A 13,382-nucleotide genomic window follows, 5' to 3' on the forward strand; every position below is an offset into this window, starting at 1 on the left:
ACAAACGAGCCGTAGGATGGGTCGGGCCGCGCAGGTGAAACCCATCAATTGTCGATGGGTTCCATCCATCCTACGGCCTTCAAGTCACGAAGAGGGCTGCGCCGTGCGCTCCAGCAAAGTCATTCATGTGGTCAGTTGCCATGCCGAAGGCGAAGTCGGCGACGTCATCGTCGGCGGCGTCGCGCCACCACCTGGCGAGACGCTGTGGCAACAGTCGCGCTGGATCGAACAGGACGACTTCCTGCGTAATTTCGTGCTCAACGAGCCGCGCGGCGGCGTGTTCCGTCACGTCAACCTGCTGGTGCCGGCCAAGAACCCCAAGGCGCAGATGGGCTGGATCATCATGGAGCCGGCCGATGTGCCGCCAATGTCCGGCTCCAACTCGCTGTGCGTGGCCACCGTGCTGCTCGACAGCGGCATCCTGCCGATGACAGAACCGCAGACCTTCCTGACCCTGGAAGCACCCGGCGGCCTGGTGGAAGTGATCGCCGACTGTCGTGATGGCAAAGCCGAGCGGGTCGAGGTGAAGAACGTACCGTCGTTCGCCGACCAGCTCGACGCCTGGATCGAGGTCGAAGGTCTCGGTTCGCTGCAGGTCGATACCGCCTACGGTGGCGACAGCTTCGTCATCGCCGATGCGCGCCACCTGGGCTTCGCCATTGAGGCCGATGAAGCCGCCGACCTGGTCGCCGTGGGGCTGCGCATCACCCAGGCCGCCAACGAGCAGCTGGGTTTTCAGCATCCGTTGAATCCGGACTGGAGCCACATCTCCTTTTGCCAGATTGCTGCCCCGGTGGTGCACGAGAACGGCATCGCCACCGGCGCCAACGCAGTGGTGATCCGTCCCGGCAAGATCGACCGCTCGCCCTGCGGCACCGGCTGTTCGGCACGCATGGCGGTGCTGCATGCCAAAGGTCAGCTGGCGGTGGGCGAGCGCTTCATCGGCCGCTCGATCATCGGTTCCGAATTCCACTGCCGCATCGACTCACTGACCGATGTAGCCGGCCGCCCGGCAATCTACCCCTGCCTATCCGGCCGGGCGTGGATAACCGGCACTCACCAGCACCTGCTCGACCCGAGCGACCCTTGGCCAACGGGCTATCGCCTGTCGGATACCTGGCCGGTGGAGCTGAAGCTTTAATAGGCACTTCATGATCTCGTCGACTAGCAAAAAGCACGTCGATTGAGAGGCTGCAAAGCAGTAGCGGCCATACGTAGGGTGGATCGGGGCGCGTAGCCGACGCTTTTTTCATCCACCGTAAAGATTGCAGAGCGGTGGATGGGTCGAGCCGCGTAGGTGAAGCGTCATCCACCCTACGGCCTGAAAGTTTGAAATCCGCCGGTTCGCCGGCGACCTGACCCGGGCATAACGCCCAACAACGGAAAACAGACGGCCTGCTACGGCCTTCCGCTTTCGTATACGAAATACTTTTACTCTGTCTAGGAGGCAACACCATGAGCAGCAACATCTTCACCGGCACCATCCCCGCCCTGATGACCCCATGCACAGCCGACCGCAAGCCGGACTTCGACGCCCTGGTACGCAAGGGCAAAGAGCTGATCCAGATCGGCATGAGCGCGGTGGTTTACTGCGGCTCCATGGGTGACTGGCCACTCCTGACCGAAGCCGAGCGCCAGGAAGGCGTAGCGCGCCTGGTGGCTGCCGGGATTCCGACCATTGTCGGCACCGGGGCGGTGAACAGCCGCGAAGCGGTGTCCCACGCGGCCCACGCTGCCAAGGTTGGCGCCCACGGCCTGATGGTCATCCCGCGCGTCTTGTCCCGTGGCGCGTCGCCGGCCGCCCAGGAAGCGCACTTCGCTGCCATCCTCGAAGCGGCGCCGACGCTTCCGGCAGTGATCTACAACAGCCCGTATTACGGCTTCGCCACCCGCGCCGAGCTGTTCTTCAAGCTGCGTCGCAAGTACGCCAACCTGATCGGCTTCAAGGAGTTCGGTGGCGCTGCGGACATGCGCTACGCCGCCGAGCACATCACGTCGCAGGACAAAGACGTCATCCTCATGGCTGGCGTCGATACCCAGGTGGTACACGGCTTCGTCAATTGCGGTGCGACGGGTGCCATCACCGGTATTGGCAACGCCCTGCCGCGCGAAGTGCTGCAGCTGGTCGAACTGAGCAAGAAAGCCGCCAAAGGCGACGCCGTTGCCCGCCGCCGCGCCCTTGAGCTGTCCGAGGCGCTGAACGTGCTGTCGTCCTTCGACGAAGGCACCGACCTGGTCCTCTACTACAAGCACCTGATGGTGCTGGGCGGCGACCAGGAATACGCCCTGCACTTCTACGAAACCGATGCCCTCAGCGAGGCCCAGCGTAACTACGCCGAGACGCAGTACACGCTGTTCCGCCAGTGGTACGCCAACTGGTCGGCGCAGCAGAGCGCCGTCTGATCGCCCTTCGGCCTGTAACAGCCATTACCGCTGCATGGATGCGGGAGGCCACCCCTCCCGCTTCTTTGGCCTCACCTGCCTTGCCTGACAACTGCGCAAGCCGCGCACCTGGCAAATACATAAAGACCAAGGAGAACAGGATGATCAACAAGACCACTCAGCTTTTTGCCGCTCTCGGCCTGGCGCTTTGCTGCGCCACCACCCAGGCGGCCAGCTACACCTACTCGGTGCCGACCTCAGTACCGGAAGGCAGCTTCTTCTTCGATAACTTCCTCAAACGCTTCGCCAGCAACGCCGCCCTGCTCACCGATGGCGAGGTGAAGATTCGCCCGATTGGCGCGGGCGTCATCGTGCCGCCATTCCAGGTTTACGAATCGGTACAGAACGGGGTGCTCAAGGCAGGCCACTCCACGCCGACTTACCTGATCAATCAGGATCCGCTGAACAACGTATTCGCCGGCTATCCAGGCGGCATGTCCGGTGAAGAAACCCTCGCCTGGCTGTACGAAGGCAACGGTCTGAAATACTTGCAGGAATACCGCCGCAAGAAGATGGGCCTGCATAGCCTGGTGGTCGGCGTCGGCAGCACCGAAGTGCTCGCCCACTCCAATAAGAAGATCGAAAAGCTGGAGGACTTCAAAGGGCTGAAATTCCGTACCGCTGGCGCCTGGGCCGAGGTCATCCAGCAGGTCGGCGCCTCACCGACCGTTGTGCCGCCGGGCGAAATCTACACACTGCTGCAGCGCAAAGGCGTGGACGCCGTTGAGTGGGCAACGCCAGGCGCCAACCTGACCGAGGGCTTCCATGAGGTGGCGCCGTACCTGCTGATCCCCGGCGTGCACCAACCGTCATTCGTCTGGGAGTTCTTCATGACCGAGGAGAACTGGAACGCCATCGACGAAAAAACCCGGGCCAAGCTGGAAGAAGCCGCCAAGCTCACCACCCTGCAGAGCTACTTCCACTTCCTCGACAGTGACATGAAAGCCATGGAGACCTACCGCAAGGCGGGTATCGAGATCATCGAGCTGGACAAGAGCATCACCGATGACCTGGCTCAGCGTGGCAACCAACTGATTGCCGACAAACTGGAAGCTCGCAAGGCCGATGACATCGATGCCAAGGCGATCTTCAAGGACTACAGCGACTACATGCAGCGCTGGTCGAACAACTCCTCCTATCTCTACAGACATTAATCGACTGGGCCGGCCACCCTCAGGTGGCCGGCCAGGTAAGGAGGCGTTATGAAAAACAGATGGTACAACTGGCCAGCGCAGGCGCTGCTGGGCCTGGCAGCCAGCATGGCGCTGATCATGGTGCTGGCGATGATCTATGAAGTGTTCTCACGCTATGCCCTCAACAGCCCGACGCTTTGGGCCTTCGATATTTCCTACATGCTCAATGGCTGCATCTTCCTGCTCGGCTGCGCCTACGCACTGAAGGAGGAGACCCATGTGCGCGTCGACTTCCTGTCCTCACGCATGCCGCCAGCGGTACAGCGGTGGTTCAACGCAGGCTTCTACCTGCTGGTACTCACACCAATTATCGGTGGCCTGACCTACGTCGCTGGCCGTCGCGCCTGGCATGCCTTTGCTAACGGCGAGGTCGAGCACGTCAGTGCCTGGGCGCCGCTCATGTGGCCGTTCTACCTGGCGCTCGCGCTGGGCCTGGCGGGCCTGACCTATCAGCTCATCGTCGATGCCGCGCTGTTCATCGGCAATCGCAAGCAGCCCGGCAACAAGGAACACTGACCGATGATGGAATCCATACCCCTGCTGATGTTCGCCCTGCTGTTCCTGTTGATATTCCTCGGCATCCCCGTGTCCTTTTCGCTGATCAGCGTGTCGTGCCTGTTCGGCCTGTTCCTGTTCGGCGACAACATCCTGCAGCAGATGTATGGCTCGCTGCTGCAGGCCTCGACCAACTTCGCCCTGTCGGCCATCCCGCTGTTTGTGCTGATGGGCGCGATCCTCGAGCGAACTGGCCTGGCACAGCGGCTGTTCAGCGCGATGCAGCTATGGCTCGGCGGGTTTTCCGGCGGCCTGGCGATTTCCTCGATGTTGATGTGCGGCATCTTCGCCGCCAGTTCCGGTGTGGTCGGGGCCGTGGAAATCGTCGTGGGCATGATGGCCATTCCGGCCATGTCCAAATACAACTACGATCGCGCACTCATCTCCGGAACCATCTGCGGCGGCGGCTCGCTGGGCGCGATCATCCCGCCCTCAGTGATCGTCGTGGTGTACGCGTCCATGGCGCAGCTATCGATCGGCCAGTTATTTGCCGCCACGCTGTTCCCGGGCCTACTCATGCTGGGCTTGTTTTTGCTCTACATCATCGTCATCTGCTGGCTGAAACCATCACTGGCGCCTGCCGTGCCGGAGATGAAAGCCACACCGCTGGGCGAGAAGCTGAAGATCACCCTCAGCGCACTGATTCCACCACTGCTACTGATCGCCGCGGTTCTGGGATCGATGCTCGCCGGTATCGCCTCGCCCACCGAGTCGGCTGCGGTGGGCGCCTTCGGTGCCGCGGTGCTGGCTATCTGGTTCCGTGAACTGAGCATCCAACGCTTGATCGAGGCGCTGGTTTCGACCATCAAGATCACCTCGATGATCATGCTGATCGTGGCAGGCGGCATCATGTTCACGGCCATCTTTGCGGCGAGCGGCGGGGGCTGGATGATCGGCGAATTCATGGATGAAATGAATTTCAGCCCCTACGCACTCATCCTGATTCTGATGGCCATGGTGTTCTTCGCTGGCATGGTGCTGGACTGGATTTCTCTGGTGCTGATCTTCGTACCGATCTTCACCCCGCTGGTGAAGGCTGCCGGAATCGACCCGGTGTGGTTTGCGGTGATGTTCATGGTGGTGGTGCAGACCTGCTACCTGACGCCGCCCCTGGCGCCCTCGGTGTTCTACCTCAAATCGATTGCCCCACCGGGTTATGGCTATGGCGTAATGTACCGCGGTGTGCTGCCTTTCATTGCCATCCAGCTGCTGCTGTTTTTGCTGATCCTGGCCATGCCCGGCATCGCCACCTGGCTGCCGAGGCAGCTGTTCTGAGGCTCTGACCCGGCCCTGTGATGCGGGCCGGGCCAACGCAGACTTGCGCAACTTATCAGACATCGTACAATCAAAGCCTTTCCGTACGTGTTCAAACGTCACCAACAGGAGCTAACAATGCCCGCTACCATCGGCCACAACATCATCGGCGGCGCGTACAGCGCAGCCGGCTCCGTAGTTCATAAGAGTCACGACGCCACCACTGGCGAAGCCCTTTCCTACGACTTCATCCAGGCCACGCCGGAAGAAGTCGATGCCGCTGCCAAAGCCGCAGCCGCTGCTTACCCTGCTTACCGCAGCCTGCCAGCTGCTAAGCGCGCAGATTTCCTCGACGCCATCGCTGACGAACTGGACGCCCTGGGCGACGAATTCGTCGCCACCGTCTGCCGCGAAACCGCACTGCCGACCGCCCGTATCCAGGGTGAGCGCGGCCGTACCAGCGGCCAGATGCGCCTGTTCGCCAAAGTGCTGCGCCGTGGCGATTTCTACGGTGCGCGTATCGACCGCGCTCTGCCAGACCGTCAGCCGCTGCCGCGCCCTGATCTGCGTCAGTACCGCATCGGCCTCGGCCCGGTTGCCGTGTTCGGCGCCAGCAACTTCCCGCTGGCCTTCTCCACCGCTGGTGGCGATACCGCTTCCGCGCTGGCTGCTGGCTGCCCGGTGGTCTTCAAGGCCCACAGCGGCCACATGGCTACCGCGGCGTTCGTCGGTGAAGCCCTGCTGCGCGCGGCTGACAAAACCGGCATGCCGAAAGGCGTGTTCAACATGATCTACGGTTCGGGTGTTGGTGAGACGCTGGTCAAGCACCCGGCCATCCTGGCGGTCGGCTTCACCGGTTCGCTGAAAGGTGGTCGCGCCCTCTGCGACATGGCCGCCGCCCGCCCGCAGCCGATCCCGGTATTCGCCGAGATGAGCAGCATCAACCCGGTCATCCTGCTGCCGGAAGCCATCAAGGCCCGCGGCGAGAAAATCGCCGGCGAGCTGGCGGGTTCGGTGGTCATGGGCTGTGGTCAGTTCTGCACCAACCCGGGCCTGGTGATCGGCGTTCGTTCGCCTGAGTTCAGCGCCTTCCTGGAAACCTTCACCGCCAAGATGGCCGAGCAGCAGCCGCAAACCATGCTCAACGCCGGCACCCTGAAGAGCTACGTGAAAGGCCTGGACGCACTCAATGCGCATTCCGGCATCACGCACCTGACCGGCGCCAAGCAAGAAGGCAATCAGGCTCGTCCGCAACTGTTCAAAGCCGACGTCAGCTTGCTGCTCAATGGTGACGAGCTGCTGCAGGAAGAAGTCTTCGGCCCGACCACTATCGTCGTCGAAGTGGCTGACAAGGCTGAGCTGCTGAAAGCCATCGGCGGCCTGCATGGTCAGCTGACCGCGACCCTGCTCACCGAGCCGGGCGACCTGGCCGGCAGCGAAGAGCTGTTCGCACTGCTCGAGCAGAAAGTTGGCCGCGTGCTGTTCAACGGCTACCCGACTGGCGTGGAAGTCTGCGACTCCATGGTCCACGGCGGCCCGTACCCAGCGACTTCCGACGCCCGTGGTACGTCGGTCGGCACCCTGGCCATCGATCGCTTCCTGCGCCCGGTGTGCTACCAGAACTGCCCGGACGCCCTGCTGCCCGACGCGCTGAAAAACGCCAACCCGCTGAGCATCGCTCGTCTGGTTGACGGTGCCAGCAGCCGCGACGCGCTGTAAGAAACGGCTCGGCGCCATGGCGCCAGCCCGCTCTGCGTTGTAAGAGAAAGCCGACCTCAGGGTCGGCTTTTTTGTGGGTGCGGTTTGTGCCGTGTAGGGCAACGCCTTTCCTGGGTATCGCTTCACTCAACACAGGCTACGGTTTGCGCTTCGGATGCTACCCGTAGGGTGGATAACGCGAAGCTTATCCACCAGCGATCGCGCCGGGAGCGCAATGATTTGACCGCCTCAAGGCGCTTGCGCGAAACCCCTGTCGCTTACGACTACCCTCAGGTCGTACTCGAATCCCGCCACAGCCGCCGAGCCACGTAAGTTATCCACAGATGGACGCAAAGCCGCGGAGCAGGCGCGTCTGCACGTTGGAGAACTAAGCGGAGGCAGCCATGAGCGTGAGCACTTATCCACAACAGGCTACGCATGTCGATCTGGGCATCTTGCGCAAGGTGATCGCCGCGTCGGCAATCGGCAACTTCGTCGAATGGTTCGACTTCGCCGTGTACGGCTTTCTCGCCGTGACCATCGCCGCGTTGTTCTTTCCCCAGGGCGATCCCGCACTGGCGCTGCTGCAGACCTTTGCGGTGTTCGCCGTATCCTTCGCGCTACGCCCGTTGGGCGGTATCGTCTTCGGCATCCTCGGCGACCGCATCGGCCGCAAGCGTGTGCTGTCGATCACCGTGCTGCTGATGGCCGGCGCTACCACGCTGATCGGCCTGCTGCCCACCTATGCCAGCATCGGCCTGCTCGCTCCTCTACTGCTGGCCCTGGCGCGCTGCCTGCAGGGGTTTTCCGCGGGCGGTGAATACGCCGGTGCCTGCGCGTTCGTCATGGAACACGCGCCGACCGAGCAGAAGGCTCGTTACGGCAGCTTCGTGCCGGTCTCCACTTTCGCGGCTTTCGCCTGTGCGGCAGGCCTGGTGTTCGGCCTGGGCGTCTGGCTGGACGAAACACAGATGCAGGCCTGGGGCTGGCGCGTGCCGTTCCTGATCGCCGCACCGCTGGGCCTGGTCGGGCTTTACATGCGCCTGCGCCTGGACGAATCGCCGGCCTTCCAGGCCCTGGCTGCGCAAGCGCACCCGGAACACTCGCCGCTGCGCGAAACCCTGCGTGAACACGGCGCCACGGTGCTGTGCCTGTCGGCCTTCATCTCCGCCACAGCGCTGTCGTTCTACATGTTCACCACTTATCTGACCACCTACATGCAGGTGGTCGGCGGCGCGGCGCGCCCCACGGCGTTGCTCGCCAGCTTGGCGGCGTTGCTGTTCGCCGCTCTGCTGTGTCCGTTCGTGGGCCGCTACTCGGACCGTGTCGGCCGCCGCCGCACCATCCTCACCGCCGGGGTGGCGTTGATCGTCGCGGTGTACCCGGCCTTCACCCTGGCCGCCTCGGGCACCCTGTGGGCCTCGGCCATCGGTGCCATGCTGTTGGCGGTCGGTGCGGTGATCTGCGGTGTGGTCACCGCTGTGCTGCTCTCCGAACAATTCCCCACCCGCGTGCGCTACACCGCGTCGGCCTTCACCTACAACCTGGCCTACACGGTATTCGGCGGCACCGCCCCGCTGGTCGCTACCTGGCTGATCGAAGCCACCGGCAACCGCATGGCGCCAGCCTTCTACCTGATCGCCATCGCACTGCTGGCTTTGGCCGGCGGCCTGGCGCTGCCGGAGTCGTCGAAGCGTTCGCTGGATTACCGACCGGATTGACCTCAGCAGCCGTCGGAAGCAGCACCCTGCTGCGCCAGAGCCTGTAGCAGCCCGTCGATTTCGCTGAAATCCGGGCGACTGGCAACCTGCGGTTGCTGGCAGCGCGCCACAAGCGCTGCCAGCAACGTCTGGTGCCGTGCGGGTACGTCGCAGCGGGCCAATAACTCTTCCAGCAAAATGCCGAACGCACGTACTTCGATGCGCTGCAGCAAGCCATGCTGCGACGACGCCCCGGCGGGCAGGAACGAGGCGGCGCCAAAGTCGCCGAGCAGCACGTCGCCAGTGTCATCAAGGAGGATGTTGTGGCCGTACAGGTCGCCATGGGTCACGCCTTGGGCATGCAGGTGGCGCAGCGCCGATGCGATGCCGCAGGCCACTTGCAGCGCCTGACCGAACGACGCGCGCCACTCGGCGGCATAGACGTCACGGCTGCAACTTTCCAGGCTCGGTGGCCCGGCCAGGGTGCGCAAACGTGCGTCGACCAGGCTCAGCAGCAGGCCCTGATCACCATCCGGATGGCTGACAACGCGGCCGATCGCACCGATCAGGTTGGGGTGCTGTCCGGCAGTGAGACAGGCCGCCATCTCGCTATCCGGCGTGCCGTCGCTGGTCATTTGCCCCTTGAACAACTTGAGCGCCACGGCCTCGGCAGAGCCGTCCGCCCGCTGCCACAGCGCACGGTGGATGATCCCCGACGCGCCCTGGCCAAGCACCTCGCCCACCTGCAGCTCAAACCAAGGCACGGCTACCGCCTGCGGTTGCGCCGCCGCAACGCTGGCGAAGGGATTGCCGGCATAGGCCAGCCAGGCCAGGCACGGCAGCCGCAACAGCTCATCAGGCAACGCAGTTAGCTGGTTGGCGGCGATACGCAGCAGCTCCAGCTTGTCGAGGCGCGCCAAGCTGGCAGGCAACGCACGCAAGCGATTGCCGGCGAGCATCAGCTTCTGCAGCTCAGTGCAGTCACCCAGCTCCTCAGGCAAGGTTTCCAGAAGATTGTCTGTCAGGATCAACCAGCGCAGGCGCGGCGGCAGCGCCTTGGCAGATAGCTCGCGAATGCGGTTGGACTTGAAGCCGACCATGCGCAGCGACAGGCAGCGACCCACGGATTCGGGCACATGCTCGAAGTGGTTGTTCGAGCAGAACAGCACTTGCAGGCGATGCAGCCGGTGCAAGTCGTCGGGCAGATCACTCAGCCGGTTGCCGCTCAGGTTGAGCACTTCCAGACTGTCGGCCAGGGAAAAAATCTCCTCGGGAAACTGTTCCAGCGAAGCGCTCAGGTCGAGGCGAGTGATGCCGTGCAGCTGGCCCGCACGCAGTTGGTCAAGGGTATGCATGAGAGCGCAGGCTCGGCAGCTGAACGAAGCGCGCCAGTGTACGCCATCACGCCAGAAGAGGCTGTCAGCGCCTGGTCAAGGGCTGCAGCGTATCAACGTGCTGGTAGTCGGCGGCCAGCTCATCGGCCAGTTGCAGCGCGCGCCCGAGGCGGATCGGCGCACACTCGATGTCGACCACCGTGGCCGGGCACGGGCTGGGCGCCAGCCGCGGCCATTCGCGCAGTCGCCCATCGGTGATCACCAACAGCCGCTGCGCCTCGGTCGGCTTCAGGCGCTGACGGCGCTGTAGCCAGTCATGGGCCTGCTGCAAGGCCGGGATCAACGGGCTACCGCCGCCGGCGCCGAGTTCGCGCAACCACTGCTGCAACGCGCCGGATGCCTTTTGGCCGTGCCAGTGCCACTGCGGTTGTGCACCGTGGGCGTCCAGCACGGCGATGCGCGCGCGGTCCCGGTAAGCGCGCTCGAACAGCTCGGCGAGCACACCCTTGGCCTTGCTCAGCGCGCCATGGCGGCGGGTCGAGGCCGAGGCATCGACGACGATCAGCCATAGTTGGGTTGGCCGGCTACTCCGCGGGCGACGCTGCAGATCGGCACGGCGTTTCGGCGTGCCCTGCAACAGAGTGGCGAGCCAGTCGATGGCGCCACTCTCGCCGTGGCGTTTGGCGCCGCTGCGGCCGCCCGCTTGTTTGCCGGGAGTGGGCTTCGCATCCGTCCCCGCCCTGGCGCGCGGGGGGATGCCTAAGGCTTTTTTGCCCAGCGCGGCGGTTCACGGCGCTCGCCGGTGCTTTGCGCTTGCGCCGGCAATTCGCCCCAGTTGCCCTCGCCCGCTGCGGGCTGTTCGCTTGGCGCTTGGGTGGGCGGGCTGGCCGGTGGCTGAGACGGCTGCTGGGGCGGTGTATGCCGACGCCGATGACGCAGCACGAAGTCGGCCACGGCCTCGATATCCTCCTCGCTGATGGCTTCCGCGCCACGCCAGGCCGCATGGGCGCGAGCGGCGCGCAGCCAGACCAGATCGGCGCGCAGGCCATCGACGCCGGCCTCGAAGCAGCGCCCGGTGATCGCCTCCAGCGCCTGGTCATCGAGGGGAATATTCGCCACGCGGGCTCGCGCCCTTTCACAGCGCTCGGCCAGCGCCGACTGCTTCTCCGCCCACCGGGCAATGAACGCCTGCGGGTCGGCATCGAAGGCCAGGCGCCGACGCACGATTTCGGCTCGCGCGCCCGGCTGCGGCTGGCCGTCCAGTGCCAGGTTGAGGCCAAAACGGTCGAGCAATTGCGGACGTAACTCGCCCTCTTCGGCGTTCATGGTGCCGATCAGGATGAAGCGCGCGTTATGGCGGTGGGAGATGCCATCGCGCTCGACATGGTTGACGCCGCTGGCCGCCGCATCGAGCAGCAGGTCAACCAGGTGATCGGGCAGCAGGTTGACCTCATCGACGTACAGCACGCCGCCGTCTGCCTTGCTCAGCAGGCCGGGCGAGAACTGCGCACGGCTCTTGCCCAGCGCGGCGTCCAGATCGAGCGTGCCGACGATGCGCTCTTCACTGGCACCCAGCGGCAGGGTGACGAACACGCCGCTTTCCAGCAGCTCGGCCAGGCCGCGCGCCAGGGTCGATTTGGCCATGCCGCGCGGGCCTTCGATCAGCACCCCGCCGATTGCCGGATCGACCGCCACCAGGCACAGCGCCAACTTCAGCGAGTCGGCGCCGACCACGGCGGCAAGGGGGAAATGGGCGGTATCGGTCATGAGACGGTCCGGGCTGGGCAAAGGCGCCCATTGTAACAGCGGGTGGTCGAATCCCTTGCAGCTGATCTGCTAAGGTCGGCGGTTTCGCGATGCTGTCGCGTGCGATTTATCCAGGGAGACTCAGATGCGCCTGTGCATTTTCTGCGGTTCCAATGCGGGCACCAATCCCGTCTATATCGAGGCGGCTACCCGCCTTGGTCAGACCCTCGCCAAGGCCGGTATCGGCCTGGTGTACGGCGGCGCCTCCGTCGGCCTGATGGGCGCGGTGGCCAACGCGGCGCTCGAAGCCGGCGGCGAAGTGATCGGCGTGATCCCGCGCTCGCTGTGGGAAAAGGAAGTGGCCCACACGGGCCTCGACGACCTGCGCATCGTTGACTCGATGCACCAGCGCAAGGCGCTGATGGCCGACTTGTCCGACGGTTTCATCGCCCTGCCCGGCGGCGTCGGCACCCTGGAAGAGTTGTTCGAGGTGTGGACCTGGGCACAGCTCGGCCATCACCAGAAACCCTGCGCACTGCTCAATATCAACGGCTACTACGACCGCCTAGCCGGGTTCCTCGATCACATGGTCGACGAAGCCTTCGTCAAGGCGCCGCATCGCGAGATGCTGATCGTCGAGCAGGATATCGATGTCGTGCTGGCGGCGATCGAGGGCTACCAGGCGCCCACCGTGGGCAAGTGGATCGGCAGGCAGGAAACCTGATGAGCCCGCAACCGCGGCTGGGTTGTGGCGCCGCCATCGTGCAGGACGGGCGCCTGCTGCTGGTGCGCCGCCTGCGTGAGCCGGAGGCAGGCTGCTGGGGTTTGCCGGGTGGCAAGGTGGACTGGCTGGAACCAGTCGAGCAGGCCGTGCGCCGCGAGATCGAGGAAGAGCTCGCCATTCGCCTCAAGGTGCTGAACCTGCTCTGTGTGGTCGATCAGATTGACCCGGCACGTGGCGAACACTGGTTGGCGCCGGTCTACCTGGCCGATGCCTTCGAGGGTGAAGTGCGCAACGTCGAACCCGAGAAACACGGCGATATCGGCTGGTTCCCAATGGATAACCTGCCCGAGCCGCTGACCGTGGCGACCCGACGCGCCGCGCTAGCCCTCAACGAACGGCGCTTGCAATCGACCGCTGCAATGAATTAACGTCGAGCCATTCAACGGAGCCGCACATGTCCCCAACCCTGATCCTGAACGCCACCCGCCTCGATGCAGCCTGCATCGTGATCGCGCGTGCCCAGGTGTCTGCGGTCGCGGCGGCTTCCTATTATTTTGGGTATTGGTTTAGCCACAGGCGCGCCTGATACCCCACAGGCGCCCTAGTAACTCAGGGTCGCCACCAGACAGTTTCTCGAAACCCCCGGTCGGCCTCCCGACCGGGGGTTTTGTTTTTTCCGGCACACCGATTTTCCAACGAGGATTTCACCATGACCGCCTATATCAACTGCATCACC

13 protein-coding genes are annotated in these 13,382 nt (G+C 64.1%); 10 read left to right on the forward strand and 3 right to left on the reverse strand.

Going from position 1 to position 13,382, the window contains the following annotated elements; translation table 11 throughout:
* The first annotated feature begins 103 nt into the window (after window positions 1-103).
* The 7 genes from BLS60_RS20235 (at window position 104) to BLS60_RS20265 (ending at window position 8,863) form a co-directional block, all read left to right on the forward strand.
* A complete protein-coding gene (locus tag BLS60_RS20235) occupies window positions 104-1,141 on the forward strand; it encodes a trans-3-hydroxy-L-proline dehydratase (RefSeq protein WP_092371756.1) in 1,038 nt (345 codons plus the stop codon).
* Between the two features lie 314 nt (window positions 1,142-1,455).
* Entirely contained in the window at window positions 1,456-2,403 is a 948-nt protein-coding gene (locus BLS60_RS20240) for a dihydrodipicolinate synthase family protein (protein ID WP_070882355.1), read from the forward strand.
* Window positions 2,404-2,543: 140 nt separating this feature from the next.
* Complete coding sequence (dctP, locus tag BLS60_RS20245) at window positions 2,544-3,596, forward strand: TRAP transporter substrate-binding protein DctP (RefSeq protein ID WP_092371758.1); 1,053 nt, start codon at window positions 2,544-2,546, stop codon at window positions 3,594-3,596.
* A gap of 48 nt (window positions 3,597-3,644) precedes the next feature.
* On the forward strand, window positions 3,645-4,151 hold the full coding sequence (locus BLS60_RS20250; RefSeq protein WP_070882356.1) for a TRAP transporter small permease subunit: 507 nt from the start codon (window positions 3,645-3,647) through the stop codon (window positions 4,149-4,151).
* A 3-nt stretch (window positions 4,152-4,154) separates the two neighbouring features.
* Complete coding sequence (locus tag BLS60_RS20255; RefSeq protein WP_092371760.1) at window positions 4,155-5,465, forward strand: TRAP transporter large permease; 1,311 nt, start codon at window positions 4,155-4,157, stop codon at window positions 5,463-5,465.
* A 117-nt stretch (window positions 5,466-5,582) separates the two neighbouring features.
* Window positions 5,583-7,163 carry an aldehyde dehydrogenase (NADP(+)) gene (locus tag BLS60_RS20260; RefSeq protein ID WP_092371762.1) on the forward strand — a complete coding sequence of 527 codons (1,581 nt, stop codon included), beginning with the start codon at window positions 5,583-5,585 and terminating at the stop codon, window positions 7,161-7,163.
* A gap of 383 nt (window positions 7,164-7,546) precedes the next feature.
* Window positions 7,547-8,863: an MFS transporter gene (locus BLS60_RS20265; RefSeq protein WP_092371764.1), complete on the forward strand. Its 1,317-nt coding sequence runs from the start codon at window positions 7,547-7,549 to the stop codon at window positions 8,861-8,863.
* A 2-nt stretch (window positions 8,864-8,865) separates the two neighbouring features.
* On the opposite strand, the gene BLS60_RS20270 is transcribed toward BLS60_RS20265, so the two are convergent.
* The 3 genes from BLS60_RS20270 to BLS60_RS20280 form a co-directional block, all read right to left on the reverse strand.
* Complete coding sequence (locus BLS60_RS20270) at window positions 8,866-10,197, reverse strand: leucine-rich repeat-containing protein kinase family protein (protein ID WP_092371766.1); 1,332 nt, start codon at window positions 10,195-10,197, stop codon at window positions 8,866-8,868.
* A gap of 64 nt (window positions 10,198-10,261) precedes the next feature.
* The gene (locus BLS60_RS20275; RefSeq protein ID WP_420848497.1) at window positions 10,262-10,954 is read right to left on the reverse strand and encodes a vWA domain-containing protein; all 693 of its coding nucleotides are present in this window, start codon (window positions 10,952-10,954) and stop codon (window positions 10,262-10,264) included.
* The gene (locus BLS60_RS20280) at window positions 10,936-11,943 is read right to left on the reverse strand and encodes a magnesium chelatase ATPase subunit I (protein ID WP_092371770.1); all 1,008 of its coding nucleotides are present in this window, start codon (window positions 11,941-11,943) and stop codon (window positions 10,936-10,938) included. The genes BLS60_RS20275 and BLS60_RS20280 overlap by 19 nt, the downstream gene beginning before the upstream one ends.
* Window positions 11,944-12,067: 124 nt before the next feature.
* Here BLS60_RS20280 and BLS60_RS20285 point away from each other — a divergent pair, with 124 nt between their 5' ends.
* Genes BLS60_RS20285 through BLS60_RS21740 form a run of 3 tightly spaced genes read left to right on the forward strand, consistent with a single transcriptional unit; the run spans window position 12,068 to window position 13,232 of the window.
* Window positions 12,068-12,646 carry an LOG family protein gene (locus tag BLS60_RS20285; RefSeq protein ID WP_092371771.1) on the forward strand — a complete coding sequence of 193 codons (579 nt, stop codon included), beginning with the start codon at window positions 12,068-12,070 and terminating at the stop codon, window positions 12,644-12,646.
* Window positions 12,646-13,074, forward strand: coding sequence for an NUDIX hydrolase (locus BLS60_RS20290; RefSeq protein WP_092371773.1), 429 nt, complete (start codon window positions 12,646-12,648; stop codon window positions 13,072-13,074). The genes BLS60_RS20285 and BLS60_RS20290 overlap by 1 nt, the downstream gene beginning before the upstream one ends.
* A gap of 26 nt (window positions 13,075-13,100) precedes the next feature.
* Complete coding sequence (locus BLS60_RS21740; RefSeq protein ID WP_256605040.1) at window positions 13,101-13,232, forward strand: hypothetical protein; 132 nt, start codon at window positions 13,101-13,103, stop codon at window positions 13,230-13,232.
* Window positions 13,233-13,382 lie beyond the last annotated feature (150 nt).

Origin of the sequence: Phytopseudomonas seleniipraecipitans (assembly GCF_900102335.1) — a bacterium.
Classification (GTDB): domain Bacteria; phylum Pseudomonadota; class Gammaproteobacteria; order Pseudomonadales; family Pseudomonadaceae; genus Aquipseudomonas; species Aquipseudomonas seleniipraecipitans.

Excerpts from the sequence above, each read along its gene's own strand:
- BLS60_RS20270 (WP_092371766.1), bottom strand. The coding sequence starts at position 10,197 with ATGCATACCCTTGACCAACTGCGTGCGGGCCAGCTGCACGGCATCACT.
- BLS60_RS20290 (WP_092371773.1), top strand. The coding sequence starts at position 12,646 with ATGAGCCCGCAACCGCGGCTGGGTTGTGGCGCCGCCATCGTGCAGGAC.
- BLS60_RS20280 (WP_092371770.1), bottom strand. The coding sequence starts at position 11,943 with ATGACCGATACCGCCCATTTCCCCCTTGCCGCCGTGGTCGGCGCCGAC.
- BLS60_RS20255 (WP_092371760.1), top strand. The coding sequence starts at position 4,155 with ATGATGGAATCCATACCCCTGCTGATGTTCGCCCTGCTGTTCCTGTTG.
- BLS60_RS20260 (WP_092371762.1), top strand. The coding sequence starts at position 5,583 with ATGCCCGCTACCATCGGCCACAACATCATCGGCGGCGCGTACAGCGCA.
- dctP (WP_092371758.1), top strand. The coding sequence starts at position 2,544 with ATGATCAACAAGACCACTCAGCTTTTTGCCGCTCTCGGCCTGGCGCTT.
- BLS60_RS20285 (WP_092371771.1), top strand. The coding sequence starts at position 12,068 with ATGCGCCTGTGCATTTTCTGCGGTTCCAATGCGGGCACCAATCCCGTC.
- BLS60_RS21740 (WP_256605040.1), top strand. The coding sequence starts at position 13,101 with ATGTCCCCAACCCTGATCCTGAACGCCACCCGCCTCGATGCAGCCTGC.
- BLS60_RS20265 (WP_092371764.1), top strand. The coding sequence starts at position 7,547 with ATGAGCGTGAGCACTTATCCACAACAGGCTACGCATGTCGATCTGGGC.
- BLS60_RS20240 (WP_070882355.1), top strand. The coding sequence starts at position 1,456 with ATGAGCAGCAACATCTTCACCGGCACCATCCCCGCCCTGATGACCCCA.
- BLS60_RS20250 (WP_070882356.1), top strand. The coding sequence starts at position 3,645 with ATGAAAAACAGATGGTACAACTGGCCAGCGCAGGCGCTGCTGGGCCTG.